A 15,455-nucleotide genomic window follows, 5' to 3' on the forward strand; every position below is an offset into this window, starting at 1 on the left:
AGACGCGTTTGACTTCCGGATGACAGAAGCGGCTCCGAACGCACGAGGCCCGCGCCTCGGCGGAGGTGCGGGCCTCGGATCGTGTTCGATGGGCGGGTGCCGCCGGAGGCGGCTGGCGCCCGCGGAACGACTATTCTTCGTCGCCGGGCTCGAAGGTCTGCGGCATCGGCTCGGCGCTGGCGACCGGGGTCGGTGCGCCGATGGTCGAGGGGACGTTCACGCCGTCGCGCTTGTAGATGTCGTCGCGGAACTGGACGATGCCGTCCGGGGTCGACCAGGCGGTGATGTAGGTCCAGTAGACCGGCACCGGCTGGGCGATGTTGGCGTCGACGCGTTTGCCGCTCTCGATCGCCTCCTCGACCTTCTGGCGGTCCCAGCCGGGCGTGTCTTTCAGCAGCCACGTGATGTACTCGCGCACGTTCTGCACGCGCACGCAGCCCGAGGAGATGAAGCGGAAGTCGTCGCCGAACACGCCCTTGGTGTTCGTGTCGTGCATGAACACGCCGTAGGGGTTCGGGATGTTGATGCGGACGATGCCCATCGAGTTGAAGTCGGCGCCCGAATCCTGCCGGTAGGTGTAGCGGGTGCCCTCATCCGAGAACCAGTTCACCGACTTCGGCGAGATCTCGGAGCCGTTCGACAGGATCCGGATCTTGTTGTCCGTGAGGTAGTTCGGATCCTTCTGCATCTTCGGGATCAGGTCCTTCTTCACGATGGAAGCCGGGACCGTCCAGGTCGGGTTGAAATTGATCTGCGTCGCCTTGGTGTTCATGATCGGCGACTGGCGGTCGATCTTGCCGACGCCTGCGGCGTGGAGCGTCACGACCTGACCGTTCTCGACCGTCTCGACGAGCGCGGCCGGGATGTTGGTGATCACGAAGCGCCGGCCGAGATCGCCCGAGTAGGAGCGCAGGCGCACGACGTTGATCTCGAGCTGGCGGAGGCGCACCTCGGCCGGGACGTTCATGGCCTGCTGGGTGGCCATCGTCATCGCGCCGGTCTGGCTGAGGCCGTGACGGGCCTGGAACCGCTTCACGCCCGCGGCGACGTACGAATCGTACACGCCCGAGCCACCGGCGGCCGGATCGAGGTCGCCGGTGACGATCAGGCGCTGGCGGATGGCCGCCACGGCCGGGCCGCGCGAGCCGACCCGCAGATGGTCGGCGCCGGAAACCTGACGCCAGCCGCCGCGGGCGACGATGTCCTTGTAGCGCTCCACCATCTGCTCGGTGGACGTCACGGTCTGCGGCGAGAGGATCGGAACCGTCTCGCGCTGCACCTGCATGCCGGCGGGTGAAGCGTAGTCCTGCGCCCACTCGGCCTGGGCATAGTTGCCCTGATCGCGGGCTTGGGCGGCGCCGAAGCCCAGCGCGCCGAAAGCGGCGACGCTCAGGATTGCGGTGAACCGGTTTTGTGCCTTCTTGCGCATCGGTCGCTGGCTCTGGTCCGGGGTTCGTCAGATCGTGACGGGAGCGGATTGTCTCGTGCGCCACGGTGTCGGGATGGCGTTAAGACTCCCTATCGAAGGGGCCGGAATGTGGCATCGCCGTGCGCCAGCGCACGCAGCGTCCCGGTGCGGCACCCTGGCAACAGCCTAAGGCCGCCCGGTGTGGCAGGGATGCCATAGCGGTCCGGTTCGGACGGTGCGCGGGAGCAGCATGGATTCGGGCGAGGCCCTTTCGGATCGACGTGTCGGGCCGGCCCTGCGGGCCGTGATCGCCGTGCTGGCGCTCTACGCCCTGCTGCTCCAGGCCTTCCTCGGCGGCCTGATGCCGTGGCCGGCGACGACCGACGGCCTCTGCGCGCAGCATTCCGACCCGGCGGCCATACCGGAAGCGCCCGTTCCTCACAGCCATGCCGATTGCTGCACGGCGGCCCAGGCCACCGGGCCGGCGCTTCCGCCGCGACCGGCCGTGACCGCACTCCGGTGGGCCGCGGCCGCGGATCTTCATCCGGCCTGGCCCCTCACCGGCAGCGTCGGTGCCCGCGCCCCGCCCGGCACAATCGCCTCTCCCCGGGGGCCGCCGACCGCCTGAGCGATCACCACCTCTCGGATCCCTCAGGACGGATAAACTGCCATGAAGACCCTTGTCTCGGCCGCCCTCGGCCTCGGGCTGCTCGCTTCCGCGGCGCAGGCTCACGCAGTGCTGGAACGCAAGCAGGCCGCCCCCGGCGCCGCGTATCGCGGCGTCGTCCAGATCATGCACGGCTGCAACGGCAAGCCGACCACCCGCGTGAGCGTCAGCATCCCGGAGGGCCTCGTCGGCGCCAAGCCGATGCCGAAGCCCGGCTGGACCCTCGCCACGACGCGCGGCCCCTACGCCAAGACCTACGCGACCCATCACGGCACGGCCTCTGAGGGCGTGACGGCGATCACCTGGAGCGGCGGCTCCCTGCCGGACGACCAAGTCGACGAGTTCACGTTCCTGGCGCAGGTGGCCGACACCTTCGAGCCCGGCGCGACCGTCTACGTCCCGGTCCAGCAGGATTGCTCGGAGGGCGGCTATTCCTGGTCGGAGATCCCCAAGGCCGGCCAGGACGCCCATGACCTGAAGGCCGCGGCACCGTCCTTCCGGATCGTCCAGGTGGCTCAGGCCGGCGGCGCACCGGCCGCGGCGACGCCCGCCGCCGGCTCGACCGTGAAGGCCGGGGACCTGACGATCGAGACGCCTTGGCTGCGCGCCACGCCGAACGGCGCCAAGGTCGCGGGCGGGTATGTGCGCATCACCAATACCGGGAGCACGCCCGACACGCTCACGGGCGCGACGGTGCCCTTTGCCAAGAGCAGCGACATCCACTCCATGTCGATGGAGGGCGGCGTCATGAAGATGGCCCCGGTCTCGGACGGCCTGACGATCAAGCCCGGCGAGACCGTGGAGCTCAAGCCCGGCGGCTACCACCTGATGTTCGAGGGTCTCACCGGCGCGCCGAAGGCCGGCGAGACCGTCGCGGGGACGCTCACCTTCCAGCGGGCGGGCGCCGTGCCGGTGACCTTCACGGTGGCCCCGATCGGCGCGGGCGCGCCGGGCGGCCAGCATCAGCACCAGCACTAGCCGCCCGACAGGGAGCATCGGCCGCCGGGCGACCGACGTGAGAAGGGAGAACCTACGAGGCCGGGCCACCACGGCGCCCGGCCCGCGCGGCCGCGCGGATCGTCGGGACGTTCCCGCACGGTCGGTCCGTGCATGCGCTCGGGTCGTGGCGTTCCTCGCCCTCTACGCCCTGGCGCTGCAGGGCATTCTCGGCGGGATCGCCTCGGCCAATGCGGGACCGGACCATATCCTGTGCCTCGCCGATGGCGGCCAGACAGATCGGGCACCGGCCGGCGAGCAGTTGCCGGCTCATCACCACGGGGATTGCTGCGTCGCCTGTCACGCGGCGGGGCCAGCCACCCTCCCCGCGCCCTCGACCGTGACGGCCGTCCCCCTCGCCCGTCCGGTCGCGGCCGCCGGCCCGCGGCCGCAGCGCGTCGCTTTCCCGCGGGCGCCGCCACGTCCCGGTCTCGGAGCCCGCGCCCCACCCGTCGTCTGACCGATCGCCGCCCGCCCCCGATCATCAGACACGGATTCTGCCCCATGCCCCGCCTGTTCCGGGCCGGCCGACGCGCCGCGCTCCTCCTCTCCGCCTGCGCGACGCCGGCCGCAGCGCAACCTCAGTCATCGGCCGCCTCGGTCACCCTGTCCGAACTCAGCGTCGTCGGCGCCGCCGCGACGGACGCGCCGTCGGGCGAGACCCGCGGCTCGCTCTCGGTGCCGAGCGTCGACCGCCAGCGGGCCGCCCTCGCGGGAACCGTCGGGTCCGTGGCCTTCGTCGACGCCGCGACGCTCCAGGACCGCTATGCCAACACGCTCCGCGACGTGCTCAAGGACGTGCCGGGCGTCTACGTGCAGGAGCGCTACGGGCAGGAGCTGCGCCTGTCGGTCCGCGGCTCCGGCATCGCCCGCGCCTTTCACCTGCGCGGCATCGAGCTGCTGCAGGACGGGATCCCGCTCAACCTCGCGGACGGGAGCGGCGACTTCTATCAGGTCGATCCGCTCGCCCTGCGCTCGGTGGAGGTCTACAAGGGCGGCAACGCCCTCACCTTCGGGGCAACGACCCTGGGCGGCGCCGTCAACGTCGTGACGCCCACGGCCTACACGGCGCTGGCGCCCAACATCCTGCGGGTCGATGGCGGCAGCTTCGGCACGATCCGCGAGCAGGCCCAGATGTCCCGCATCGACGGGCCGCTCGACGTGCTGGTCAACGCGACGCTGACCAATTCCGACGGGTTCCGTGCCCACGAGGCGCAGGCCACGAAGAACTTCAACGTCAATATCGGCTACCGGATCGCCCCCGACATCGAGACCCGCTTCCATCTCGGCACCTATCTCACCGACCAGAAGCTCCCGGGCACCCTGACCCTCGGCCAGAGCCTCACGACGCCGACGCTGGCCAATCCCGCCGCCATCACGGGCAACCAGTCCCGCAAGGTCGAGACGGAGCGCATCGCGAACCGCACCTCGTTCCTCCTCGACGTGGGCAAGCTCGACGTCGACACCTGGGCGATCCACAAGAGCCTGTACCATCCGATCTTCCAGGCGATCGACCAGGATGGCTGGACCTACGGGATCAGCCCGCACTGGGCCGGGACCTTCGATCTCGGCGGCTTCCGCGACGACGTCGTCCTCGGGCTGCGCGCCTTCGCGGGCCAGAACTCCGCGCTGCAATTCGTCAATGTCCGCGGACAGCGGGGGGCGCAGACGCTGAATTCCCTCCAAAGCGCGTCGAGCGTCGAGGCCTATGGCGAGAACCGCTTCTGGTTCCTGCCGGACGTGGCGCTGATGACCGGCGCGAAGGCGTTCTCGTCGAACCGGACCTTCAGCGACAAGGGCGGCCTGCCGGGCAACCCGAGGCCGCGCTTCGCCGATGTGACCTACGAGGGGCTCAACCCGAAGGTCGGCCTGCTGTGGCAGCCGCGGCCCGACATCCAGGTCTTCGGCGACGTCGTCCGGTCCCGGGACGTGCCGGATTTCTCCGATCTCGTTCAGCAGAACCTCCTGAGCACCACCTTCGTACCCCTGCGGGCGCAGCGCGCCTGGACCTACGAGGCCGGCGCCCGCGGGCGCTTCGGCCGCCTCGCCTTCGACGTGACGCTCTATCGGTCGGACCTGCGCGACGAGCTGATCAACTTCGCGACCAATCCCGGCCTCAACATTCCGGCCGCCACCTTCAACACGCCCCGCTCCGTCCACCAGGGCGTCGAGGCGGCCGTCACCCTGGACCTCGTCCGCGATCTCGCCGGGACCGGCGACGGGGTCAGCCTGACCCAGATCTGGACCCACAACGACTTCCGGTTCGTCGGCGACCCGGTCTTCGGCAACAACCGCATCGCCGGGATCCCGGCGGACGTGCTGCGGACGGTCCTGACCTACCGGCACCCGAGCGGCTTCCACGTCGCGCCGTCGCTCGACTGGGTCCCGCAGGGCGCCTTCGCGGATCACGCCAACACCCTGCGGGTGCCGGGCTACGCCCTGCTCGGCGTCGAGGCCGGCATCGATTTCGCCGACGGCGTCGCCCTGTTCGTGGATGCCCGCAATCTCACGAATGCCCGCTACGTCTCGGACATCGCCGTGGTCGCAAACGCCGCCGCGACGGCCGGCGGAGCGGGCGCGCTGGCGGCGTTCTATCCCGGCAGCGGCCGCAGCGTCTTCGGAGGGATCCGGGCCGCGTTCTGAGGCGTTCTCCGCCCCCGGACCCGAAACCCTTCTCCCAACCCTTCTCCAGGCACCGGACGGCGGGTTAAGGTTAAAAAAACATGAACCCTGCTGTTCGGGCCAATCGGCGCTAGGATTGCGGTGTCGTCCGAAAGCCAAGGACGGAGCGTCCCGGATCGGAACGAGCCGGGCCGTCGGACGGCACAGGAGAGGCAGATGAACGGCTTCGATGTCACGTTTCGGGACGATCAGGACTGGATCGATTTCGGCAGGTCCTACGTCAACTCGGACGCCTTCAAGGCGCTGTTCCGCGACGGGATGACCCTGGTCGAGGAGACCGCCGCATATCTCGACGGCGAAGGCCGCGACGAGTCGCGTCTGGTCTCCCGCGACGCGACCCTCAGCTACGCGGCCGAGAGCATGCGCCTGACCACGCTGCTGATGCAGATCGCCTCTTGGCTCTTGGTGCAGCGCGCGGTCGCCGAAGGCGAGATGACCCCGGCGGAGGCCCTTCAGGAGAAGCACCGCGTCAAGCTCGGCACGGCGGAGCCGCCGAAGCAGCAGGATTTCAACCTGCTGCCGATGCGCCTCCAGCAGCTGATCGTGCGCGCCCGGCGCCTGCACAGCCGCATCCTGCACCTCGACGCGCTGATCGCCGAGGACCGGCCGACCCCGGTCCCCGTCGAGAGCCCGGTGGCCCAGCAGCAGGGCCTGCTGCGGATGGCGTTCCGGATGGCCGAGGGCTGATCGCCTGAAGCCTCAGCCCGCGAATCGGAAGGTGTTCCGGCCCTGCGCCTTCGCACGGTACAGGGCGCGGTCCGCGCTGTTGTAGAGGCTCAGCGGATCGTGGCCGTCGGCGGGCGCCAGGGCGATCCCGACGCTGAGGCTCACCGAGAGGGTATGCCCCTCGAGCTCGATGGGCTGCTCCACGGTGCCGATCAGGCGCTCGGCGAGGGCGGAAGCGCTCTCGGGCTGCTCGGCCTCGGTTTGGATGATCACGAACTCGTCGCCCCCGATCCGCGCCAGCATGTCTTCCGTGCGGATGACGGCCTGAAGTCGGGCTGCGACGATCCGGAGCAGCGCGTCGCCGACCGAGTGGCCGTGGGTGTCGTTCACAGCCTTGAAGCGGTCGATGTCCAGGCAGAACAGCGCGAAGGTGGCGCCGTGCCGGCGGACACGGGCAATCTCCGCGTCCAAACGGTCGTGGAACAGCGTTCGATTGGCGAGCCCGGTCAGGGGATCGTGGCACGCCATGTGGGCGATCTTCGCCTCGGCCTCCTTACGGGCGGTGATGTCCAGGCTGAGACCGACGACCGCGGTGACGGCACCGGCCGCGTCGGTCTCCACCTGCCCGAGGCCGGTGATCCAGCGCACCCGGCCATCCGGCAGGAGAACGCGGAAATCCGTGACGACTTTCGTTCGCCCGGCAATGGCCGCCCCGAGATCCCGCAAGGTCCGCTCGGCATCGTCGGGATGGATACGCGGTCGCCAGTCGCGCTCGACGTCGATCTCGATGGGCTGGTCGCCGAAGCCGTGGTGACGCGCCATCTGCTCCGAGAGCTGGGCGCGCCCCGTCCGGACACAGTAGCGCCAGGTTCCGGCATCGGCGGCCTGCAGGGCGAGATCGAGAAGCAGCGTCTTCTCGGCGAGCTGCTCGTTGGCCATGCGCAGGCTGGTCTCACGCTGGAGCTCGACCATGAGCTGCCGCGTGGATTGCGCCAACGCCGCGTTGGCGTCCGAGGCCCGCCGCATCCTCTCGATGAGGATCAGGTTGATGCCCACGACGATCCCGAACAGGATCAGGGCGATGGCGGCCGACGATGCGCCCGTGGCTGGAAGGTTCGACGGCAGCACGGCGTACCACACGGCCACGCCCGATAGGGTCGTGCAGACGAGTGCCGGACCGAGACCGCAGAAATAGGCGGTCAGGATGACCGCGGGATAGAAGGTGATGAACGGAAGGCCGGGCGGAAGCGCCGCACGCGCAGCCAGCGCGCAGAGCACCGCGGCAATCGCGATGGCGTAGCCGTAACGTGCCGCCCGCGGCTCGCGGCGCTCGATCGAGAGAGTCCGGTCGACGTTTGCGCGGTCGACATGCTCTATCGACGGAGCCCCACTCATCGTTGCAACCGTTCCCTGACGCAGAAACCCCGCCCGCGACGGCAGCCGCGCTGCCTCTGGTCAGATCGCGCTCGATCTCCCTATGTTTTTCTCCGCAAAAAATCAATAATTCTTAAGTCTAAGTCCAAAAACAACTTGCGCGAGAAGTCTCCACTCCGAACTGAAGACCATCCGCCGGACAGGACCACGCGCCCCGCTGTGCGAGGACGTGCGCTGGGCAGCGCGCACGAAAACGGGCGGCCCCGAAACGAGACCGCCCGCCTGATTGCGCGATTCGCGTGAGCGAGGTGTTCGGGACTCAGCGCTTGCCGAGATTGCCGAAGCGCGAGTTGAAGCGCGACACCCGGCCGCCGCGGTCGAGCATCTTCTGCTCACCGCCGGTCCAGGCCGGATGGGTCAGCGGATCGATGTCGAGATTGAGGGTGTCGCCCTCCTTCCCGTAGGTCGAACGGGTCTGGTACTCGGTACCGTCCGTCATCACGACCTTGATGAAGTGGTAATCGGGGTGCTCGGTCCCCTTGGCCTTTGCGGCCGCGTCCTTCGCCATGACCTTGGTCCCTGTCTGGCACGCCGGCGGGAAGCGCAGGAGGCGCCGCCCGGCCCGGAATGCGGAAGATATCACCGGTTGCACCGAACCATGGGTTCGTGGCAACGGCACGTCCAAGCCGACCGTGGTGGCGGCCCGCGGCCATTGAACACACGCAATCGGATGAGCGGCGGCCTATACCGCAGCCGCTCCCCGGTCACAAGCGCCGCGGACCGGGACAAAGAAAACACGTGAGGCGTGATGGCCCGTAAGACCAAGGCGGCCGCGGATGGCCGACCCAAAGCCCCGCTGAGCGCCCTCCGGCCGCTCCTCCCCTTCGCCCTGCGCTACCGCGTGCGGATCGCCGCGGGCCTGATCGCCCTCGTCTGCGCCTCCGCCTCAACGCTGGTCGTGCCGATCGCCATGCGTCGGGTCATCGACCACGGGTTCACCGCCGACGGCTCGGGGGTGATCGACGCCTATTTCCTGGCTCTGCTCGGCGTCGTCGCGGCCTTCGCGCTGTCGAGCGCGGCCCGCGTCTACACGGTGGTGTCCCTGGGCGAGCGGGTGGTCGCGGATCTTCGCAGCGCGGTCTTCGCCCGGCTGACCCTGCTCGACCCCGCCTTCTTCGACCGGTCGCAATCCGGCGAGATCGTCTCCCGGCTCACCGCGGACGCGACGCAGATCAAGTCGGCCTTCGGGGTCTCGGTCTCGATCCTGCTGCGTAACCTGTTCCTGTTCGTGGGCGCCACGGCCATGATGGTCGTGACGAGCCCGCGCCTGTCCGTGATGGTGCTGGCCGCAATCCCCATCATCGTCTTCCCGCTGATCGTCTCGGGCCGCGGCGTGCGGCGGCGATCCCGTGCGGCCCAGGACCGCCTCGCCGATGCCTCCGCGTACGCGGCCGAGGCCGTCGGGGCGGTGCGCACCATGCAGGCCTTCGGCCGCTCGGCCGCGACGGCGGCCCGGTTCGCCGCTGCCTCCGAGGAGGCCTACCTGGCCGCCCGCGCCTCGATCCGCGCCCGGGCCCTGCTCACGGGGGTCGCGATCTTCCTGATCTCGGCCTCGGTTGTCGGAGTGATGTGGTACGGCGCCCAGGGCGTCCTCAATCACACGATGACGGGCGGCGAACTCTCGCAATTCGTGCTCTACGCCGTGTTCGGCGCGGGCGCCCTCGGCCAGCTCTCCGAGGTCTACGGCGACCTCGCCATGTCGGCCGGGGCGGCCGAGCGGCTCACCGAGATCCTCGCAGCCGAACCCGCAATTCGCGCGCCGTCGCCCGTCATGGCGCTTCCCGAGCCTGCGCGGGGTGCGGTGTCGTTCGAGGAAGTGCGCTTCGCCTATCCGACCCGACCGGAACATGCCGCCCTGGGCGGGTTGAGCTTCACGGCCGCACCCGGCGAGCGCATCGCCATCGTGGGCCCGTCCGGCGCCGGCAAATCGACGGTGTTCCAGCTGCTGCTGCGCTTCTACGATCCGCAGAGCGGCCGGATCCTGGTGGATGGCACGGACATCGCCCGGGTCGACCCCGAGCGCCTGCGTTCCCGCATCGCCCTGGTCCCGCAGGACCCGGTGGTGTTCTCCGGGACCGTCACCGAGAATATCCGTTACGGCCGACCGGAGGCCGGCGAGGCGGAGGTCCGGCGCGCGGCCGAACTCGCCAACGCGCACGGTTTCGTCACGGCGCTGCCGCAGGGCTACGCCACCCAGGTCGGCGAGCGCGGCGTGACCCTCTCCGGCGGTCAGAGGCAGCGCATCGCCATCGCGCGGGCAATCCTCAAGGACGCGCCGATCCTCCTCCTCGACGAGGCGACATCGGCGCTGGATGCCGAGTCCGAGCGCGCGGTCCAGGCCGCCCTCGCCACGCTGATGCAGGGCCGCACCACGCTGGTGATCGCCCACCGTCTCGCGACGATCCGCGCCGCGGACCGCATCCTGGTCCTCGACGACGGCCGAATCGTCGAGACCGGAACCCATGAGAGCCTTCTGGCGCAGGGTGCGCTCTACGCCCAGCTCGCGAACCTGCAATTCACCGATGCGCTGGACGAAACGGCACGGGGCAAGGAGCCCCGCAGCCGCGGCGAGCGCCTGCCGGTCGCGGACTAGCCGGAGCGGGTCTGGACATCGCCGCGACGGCCGGCGCCGCTCACTGGGCGGAGGCCTGCGCGACGCGGCGATGACGATGCGCAGCCCCGCCCTGCGCCCGCTCCGCCGCGGCCTGGATCAGGCCGACCTGCGCGACGATCGTATCCGTCGCCCGTGCCATCTGACCGGCCAGATCTTTGACGTCCGCGGCGGCGACCGCGAAGCCCTTCCCCTCCCCGCCGTCACGGACCGCCTCGATTGCGGCCCGGAGTGCCATGAGGCTCGTCTGACCGGCGATGCTTGCGAGGAGGCCGGTCGCCTGGTCGGCCACAGCCTCACCCGCGTCCGCCGCGCCGGCAACCCTCGCGCTCGCCTGCATTTGCATCAGCCCGTCCTCGAAGACCCGCACGGCCGCCGCGATCGCGCCGGCCTCGTCATGCGGCTCCTGCTCACCCAGACACTCCATCGTATCGCGGCCCACCGGAGGGCGTCGAGCGGCGTGCCCGTCCGTGGCCGGACCGGGCAGATGGCTGACGTCGCGCCGAGCGGCGTTCGGGAACAGGTTGAGCTTCGACATCGATGACACTCCCCGGATCGCCGACACCCTGGAGCATCAAAGATAACGAGAGGTTAAATCGATGGTCCGTCAAGACGGCCGCGAATGAACCGCAAATACAGGAGGCAAAACACGCCTCGATGATAGCATCTAAAAATCATACAGATTGAATTGAACACAAATTTTGCGTCTTTATAGCCCTCTTCGACCGGGAAGACTGGGCGATCCCGACCTCGCCGGGGGAGCCGGCTCAGATCCTGAGGCCGGATGCGCCTGAGGCCACCGGGTGGGCCGCGCAGCCCTACCGCTCGGTGAGCTTCATCTCGATCCGGCGATTGCGGGCGTAGGCCTCCTCGGTCGCCCCGGCCTCGAGAGGCTGGAATTCGCCGAAGGCACCCGCCAGGAGATGCTGCGGCGGGATCCCCTTGCCGGCGAGGTACTGGACCACCGCGATGGCGCGCGCCGCCGAGAGCGACCAGTTCGACGGGAATTGCGACGTGCTGATCGGGCGCGCATCGGTGTGCCCATCCACCCGCAGCACCCAGGGCAGATCCGCCGGGATCTGCTTGGCGAGATCCGAGATGGCCCCGGCGATGCGGTCGAGTTCCGGCCCGGCCTCAGGCTTGAGGGTCGCGGAGCCGCCCGGAAACAGCACCTCGGATTGCAGCACGAACCGGTCGCCGACCACGCGGATGTCGGGCCGGTTACCGAGGATCTGGCGCAGGCGGCCGAAGAAGTCGGACCGGTAGCGGGCCAGTTCCTGAACTTTCTGTGCGAGAGCGACGTTCAGCCGGCTGCCGAGTTCGGCGATCCGCGCCTGGGATTCCCGGTCGCGGCTCTCGGAGGCCGAGAGGGCGTCCTCCAGGGCGGCGAGCTGCCGGCGCATGGCGCTGATCTGCTCGTTCAGCAGGTCGATCTGAGACAGCGCCCGCTTCGTCGCCCCGCGTTCGGCCTCCAGCTGCTTGTCGAGCGTACCCGCGGCGCCCTGGCTGACGGTCGCGGCCTCGGCCTGCACCTTGGCCCGGTCGCGCTCGGCCTCGACGCCGGCGAGGGTCGTGCGGAGGTTCCGCGCCTCCTCCTCCTGATTCCGGCGGTTCGTCCGCTCCAAAGCGAGCAGATCGGTGAGGTCGGAGATCTGGCGGTTGAGCTTGGCCAGCGTCTCGTCCCGGCCGGTCAGCTCCTGCGACAGGAAGAACTGCCCCACCACGAACACCGTGAGCAGGAAGACCACCGAGAGGAGCAGCGTCGCCAGCGCGTCGACGTAGCCGGGCCAGACATTGAGCGTTCGCCGGGTCCGCGTCGCCGTGGAGGCCACTAGACGCGCTCCCGGCCCAGCCGGTCGAGCACCTGTTTCAGCTCGCGCTCGCGGCTGGCCTGCGCCTCCACCCAGTCGCGGATCATCTGCTGCTCCGCGCGCATGTGCTGGACGAGACCTTGGATGCCCTCGGCGAGATTGGTCATCGCCTGCGTCGCCGCGCGGCTCCCGCCGCCCTCGGCCACCAGTGCCGTCAGGCGGTCGACGGCGTCCTTCAATTCCTGCGTGCCCGCGGCAGGCCGCACCGCCGCGACGGTCGCCACGGCCTCGGGCGCGGTCGCGCCGGACATCAGCCAGTCCTGCAATTCGTTGTGGAACCGGGCATGGGCCTGCCCCGCCTGCAGTTCCAGGAAGCCGGTGATCAGAGACGAGGCCAAGCCGAACAGCGAGGCCGAGAAGGCCAGGCCGATGCCTGAGAGCGGCACCGCAAGACCGGATTTCAGTTCGTCGAACATCACGCCGGCATCGCCGCCACCGCGCATACCCTTGATGACGCCGCCCACCGCCGACAGCGTATCGATGAGACCCCAGAAGGTCCCGAGCAGGCCGAGCAGGATCAGGATGCCGGCAATGTAGCGCAGGATGTCGCGGCCCTCGTCGAGGCGCACCGCGATCGTATCCAGATAGCCGGTGGTGCCCGGCAGGGTGGCGCCTCCAGCCCGCGCGGCGATCATCGGCGCCATCGGCGCCAGCAGGGCCGGCGGCCGTTTCACCGGCCCGCCGTTGGCGACGGCGTTGACGTAGGCGGTCTCGCGGAACAGCCGCACAACCTGACCAAAGGCGATCAGGACCGCGATCAGCAACACCCCGAGGATGAGACCGTTGAGTCCGGGATTGGCCAGGAAGGCCGGGGTGATCTGCCTGAACAGGATGAAGGCCAGGAAGCCCACCAGGATCAAGAAGATGACCATGCGCCCGAGATAGATCCCGGGTTGTGCCAGCGGCCCCTTGTTAACGTCGCCGGTTTCTCGGGCGGCCATCCGTCGCTCTAACCTGATCTCATTACGCGGCAGCCGGATGCCGGCGCCGATCGTGGGCACTGTGGGGGTAGGCCCGCACGCGATCAAGTCTCGCGAAGGTCAGCGGGAAGCTATGCCCACCCCCTTCGGGATCGGCGACGCACAAAAGGCTTAAGACCGCCGCTTCGTCCTTAGCCGAACCGGCATCCGCGGCACCGGACGGGACGCTAATCCCAGAATTGCGGCCAGCTCTCCTCCAGATTCGGCCCGAGGCGGAGGGCTGCGACCCGCGTGGCGAGGCCGCGCGCATCCGTCTCCACCGCGATGCCGCTCAGGGTGCCCTCACCGACCGCCACCTCCCATCGGGAGCCCGGCGTCTTCTGGATCATGCGCCGGATCGGCTCGTCCTTCTGCATGCCGATCACCGAATCGTAATCGCCGCACATGCCGGCATCCGACATGTAGGCCGTGCCACCCGGCAGGATCCGGTGGTCCGCGGTGGGCGTGTGCGTGTGCGTCCCGACGACGAGGCTCGCCCGCCCGTCGAGGTAATGACCGAAGGCCTGCTTCTCGCTCGTCGCCTCGGCGTGGACGTCGACGATCACGGCGTCGGCCGCCGCGCCGAGGGGGCAGGCGGTGAGTTCCCGCTCCACGGCCGTGAACGGATCGTCCATCGGGTCGAGGAAGACGCGGCCCATCACATTGACGACGAGGACGCGAGCGCCTCCCTGCGTCTCCACGACGGTCGCACCGCGGCCCGGCGTACCCGGGGGATAGTTCGCCGGCCGCACCAGGCGTGGCTGGCGGGCGATGAAGACCATCGCCTCGCGCTGGTCGAAACTGTGATTGCCCAGCGTCACCGCATCGGCACCGGCCTGGATCAGTTCGTCGCAGATGGCCTCGGAGATGCCGAAGCCGCCGGCCGCGTTCTCGCCGTTCACCACCACGCAGTCGAGGCGCCACCGCTCACGCAGGCGCGGCAGGCGCTCGCACACGACGGTGCGGCCCGAGCGCCCGACGACGTCGCCGAGAAAGAGCAGGCGCATGGGTCAGGCGGTCCTGTCGCAGCGGATCACGCCGGACTCGGTGATCACGAACTGGAGGGGGCGGTCGTGCGGCTCGGCCGGCACCCGCTCCACCTCCTGGGCGGCGAAGCCGATGCCGACAGTCAGGACCGGACGGGTCCGGGAGAGGCGCGCGATCGCGCCGTCGTAGTAGCCGCGGCCGTATCCGATACGCTGACCGGTCCGGTCGAAGGCGGCGAGCGGGACGATCAGCGCGTCGGGCTCCACCGGCGGAAGCGACGGATCGGGCTCGCTGAGACCGAATCGGCCGGCGATCAGGTCGTCGCCGACGCGCCATTCGCGGAACACCAGGCCATCCGGCGTGACGTGCGGCAGGGCCACGGCCTGGGCACGGGCGCGCAGGCCCTCGACGGCGGGGCGGGGATCGACTTCGCTGCGGATCGGCCAGAAGGCCCCCACCAGACGGGCCTGGGCAAGCTCGGGCAGCGCGAGCAGCGCGCGTCCGATCGCCGCCGAGGCGGCCTGCCGGGCCGCGGGATCGAGGGCGTCGCGGGCTGCGAGCGCCGCGCGGCGGAGTTCCGCCTTTCGGGCGACGTCCGGAGCTTCGGCGCTGGCCTGGGGAGGGGTCGGGTGCGGAGCCACGTGAGCCGTTGGAGGATCGATCCCGGGAAACCTACAGCGTAGGTGGGCGCCGTGTTGGCCAAGTCCAGGGACGAGGCCAGGGACAGCTCCCGAGGGAGTCGATAAGGCCCCGGGGATAGTGCTCCTGACGAACTCTGCAGCCCCGCTGTCATCATGTAGCGGTCCTGACCCGATCCCGCCAGGGCCGTACGTACCAAAAACCGCAGGTCGTCGCTTCAGGCCGGCGCCGCTCCGCCGTCTTTCGCGCCGGCCGCTCGGGCCCGGGCCACCGCGAGAATCTCGATGCGGCCCTCCTCGTCGGCGACCGACTGCCACAGGCGGATCAGCTCGATGAGATCGGCCAGCGGGCGCGATGCCGGAGTCCCGAAGAAGGCCGCGACCGGCACCCCGGTCACGTCCGCGATCCGACGCAGATGGGCACTGACATCGCGCCGCCCACCGGCCCGGTCCTCGAAGCTGGCTGTCTGCATAAGAGCGCACCCAAAATTGGATCGCAGGCCGCGAAGTTAGACAATGCTACGTCGCCACGTGAT

The 15,455-nt window shown here is 69.7% G+C and carries 15 protein-coding genes and 1 other RNA gene; 6 read left to right on the top strand and 10 right to left on the bottom strand.

From position 1 onward, the window contains the following. Positions 1-130 precede the first annotated feature (130 nt). Positions 131-1,429: a L,D-transpeptidase family protein gene (locus A3862_RS03870; protein ID WP_043760317.1), complete on the bottom strand. Its 1,299-nt coding sequence runs from the start codon at positions 1,427-1,429 to the stop codon at positions 131-133. A 229-nt stretch (positions 1,430-1,658) separates the two neighbouring features. Here A3862_RS03870 and A3862_RS03875 point away from each other — a divergent pair, with 229 nt between their 5' ends. From A3862_RS03875 to rcdA, 5 genes are all read left to right on the top strand, one after another. Continuing rightward, positions 1,659-2,036 carry a hypothetical protein gene (locus A3862_RS03875; RefSeq protein ID WP_111473215.1) on the top strand — a complete coding sequence of 126 codons (378 nt, stop codon included), beginning with the start codon at positions 1,659-1,661 and terminating at the stop codon, positions 2,034-2,036. 42 nt (positions 2,037-2,078) lie between these two features. Continuing rightward, positions 2,079-3,053 carry a DUF1775 domain-containing protein gene (locus tag A3862_RS03880; protein WP_111473216.1) on the top strand — a complete coding sequence of 325 codons (975 nt, stop codon included), beginning with the start codon at positions 2,079-2,081 and terminating at the stop codon, positions 3,051-3,053. Positions 3,054-3,198: 145 nt separating this feature from the next. After that, on the top strand, positions 3,199-3,531 hold the full coding sequence (locus A3862_RS03885; RefSeq protein ID WP_236961735.1) for a DUF2946 family protein: 333 nt from the start codon (positions 3,199-3,201) through the stop codon (positions 3,529-3,531). Between the two features lie 44 nt (positions 3,532-3,575). Beyond that, on the top strand, positions 3,576-5,714 hold the full coding sequence (locus A3862_RS03890; RefSeq protein ID WP_111473218.1) for a TonB-dependent receptor family protein: 2,139 nt from the start codon (positions 3,576-3,578) through the stop codon (positions 5,712-5,714). A gap of 195 nt (positions 5,715-5,909) precedes the next feature. Then, positions 5,910-6,440, top strand: a complete 531-nt coding sequence (gene rcdA / locus A3862_RS03895) for a protease adaptor protein RcdA (RefSeq protein WP_043353077.1) — start codon at positions 5,910-5,912, stop codon at positions 6,438-6,440. Between the two features lie 12 nt (positions 6,441-6,452). On the opposite strand, the gene A3862_RS03900 is transcribed toward rcdA, so the two are convergent. Together A3862_RS03900 and rpmE are read right to left on the bottom strand one after the other, a co-directional pair. Then, complete coding sequence (locus A3862_RS03900) at positions 6,453-7,814, bottom strand: diguanylate cyclase domain-containing protein (RefSeq protein ID WP_052083776.1); 1,362 nt, start codon at positions 7,812-7,814, stop codon at positions 6,453-6,455. A 298-nt stretch (positions 7,815-8,112) separates the two neighbouring features. Then, on the bottom strand, positions 8,113-8,361 hold the full coding sequence (gene rpmE, locus A3862_RS03905; RefSeq protein WP_012322259.1) for a 50S ribosomal protein L31: 249 nt from the start codon (positions 8,359-8,361) through the stop codon (positions 8,113-8,115). A 240-nt stretch (positions 8,362-8,601) separates the two neighbouring features. On the opposite strand from rpmE, the gene A3862_RS03910 reads away from it, so the two are divergent. Continuing rightward, positions 8,602-10,446, top strand: coding sequence for an ABC transporter transmembrane domain-containing protein (locus tag A3862_RS03910; protein ID WP_043382659.1), 1,845 nt, complete (start codon positions 8,602-8,604; stop codon positions 10,444-10,446). 40 nt (positions 10,447-10,486) lie between these two features. Here A3862_RS03910 and A3862_RS03915 read toward each other — a convergent pair whose 3' ends face one another. The 7 genes from A3862_RS03915 to A3862_RS03945 form a co-directional block, all read right to left on the bottom strand. Continuing rightward, positions 10,487-11,002 carry a methyl-accepting chemotaxis protein gene (locus tag A3862_RS03915; RefSeq protein WP_205782317.1) on the bottom strand — a complete coding sequence of 172 codons (516 nt, stop codon included), beginning with the start codon at positions 11,000-11,002 and terminating at the stop codon, positions 10,487-10,489. A gap of 280 nt (positions 11,003-11,282) precedes the next feature. Further along, on the bottom strand, positions 11,283-12,296 hold the full coding sequence (locus tag A3862_RS03920) for a peptidoglycan -binding protein (RefSeq protein ID WP_043352140.1): 1,014 nt from the start codon (positions 12,294-12,296) through the stop codon (positions 11,283-11,285). Beyond that, positions 12,296-13,276 (bottom strand): MotA/TolQ/ExbB proton channel family protein, encoded by a 981-nt coding sequence (locus tag A3862_RS03925; RefSeq protein ID WP_043382654.1) that lies wholly within the window; start codon positions 13,274-13,276, stop codon positions 12,296-12,298. Before A3862_RS03925 ends, A3862_RS03920 begins: the two co-directional genes overlap by 1 nt. 206 nt (positions 13,277-13,482) lie before the next feature. Next, positions 13,483-14,301 carry a TIGR00282 family metallophosphoesterase gene (locus A3862_RS03930; protein WP_043382652.1) on the bottom strand — a complete coding sequence of 273 codons (819 nt, stop codon included), beginning with the start codon at positions 14,299-14,301 and terminating at the stop codon, positions 13,483-13,485. A 3-nt stretch (positions 14,302-14,304) separates the two neighbouring features. Then, the gene (locus A3862_RS03935; protein ID WP_043760307.1) at positions 14,305-14,922 is read right to left on the bottom strand and encodes a 5-formyltetrahydrofolate cyclo-ligase; all 618 of its coding nucleotides are present in this window, start codon (positions 14,920-14,922) and stop codon (positions 14,305-14,307) included. Further along, positions 14,912-15,068: non-coding RNA, 6S RNA (ssrS, locus tag A3862_RS03940), on the bottom strand. The genes A3862_RS03935 and ssrS overlap by 11 nt, the downstream gene beginning before the upstream one ends. Positions 15,069-15,137: 69 nt before the next feature. Continuing rightward, positions 15,138-15,317 (bottom strand): hypothetical protein, encoded by a 180-nt coding sequence (locus A3862_RS03945; protein WP_236961737.1) that lies wholly within the window; start codon positions 15,315-15,317, stop codon positions 15,138-15,140. Between the last annotated feature and the right edge of the window lie 138 nt (positions 15,318-15,455).

Origin of the sequence: Methylobacterium sp. XJLW, from assembly GCF_003254375.1 — a bacterium.
Lineage (GTDB): Bacteria > Pseudomonadota > Alphaproteobacteria > Rhizobiales > Beijerinckiaceae > Methylobacterium > Methylobacterium fujisawaense.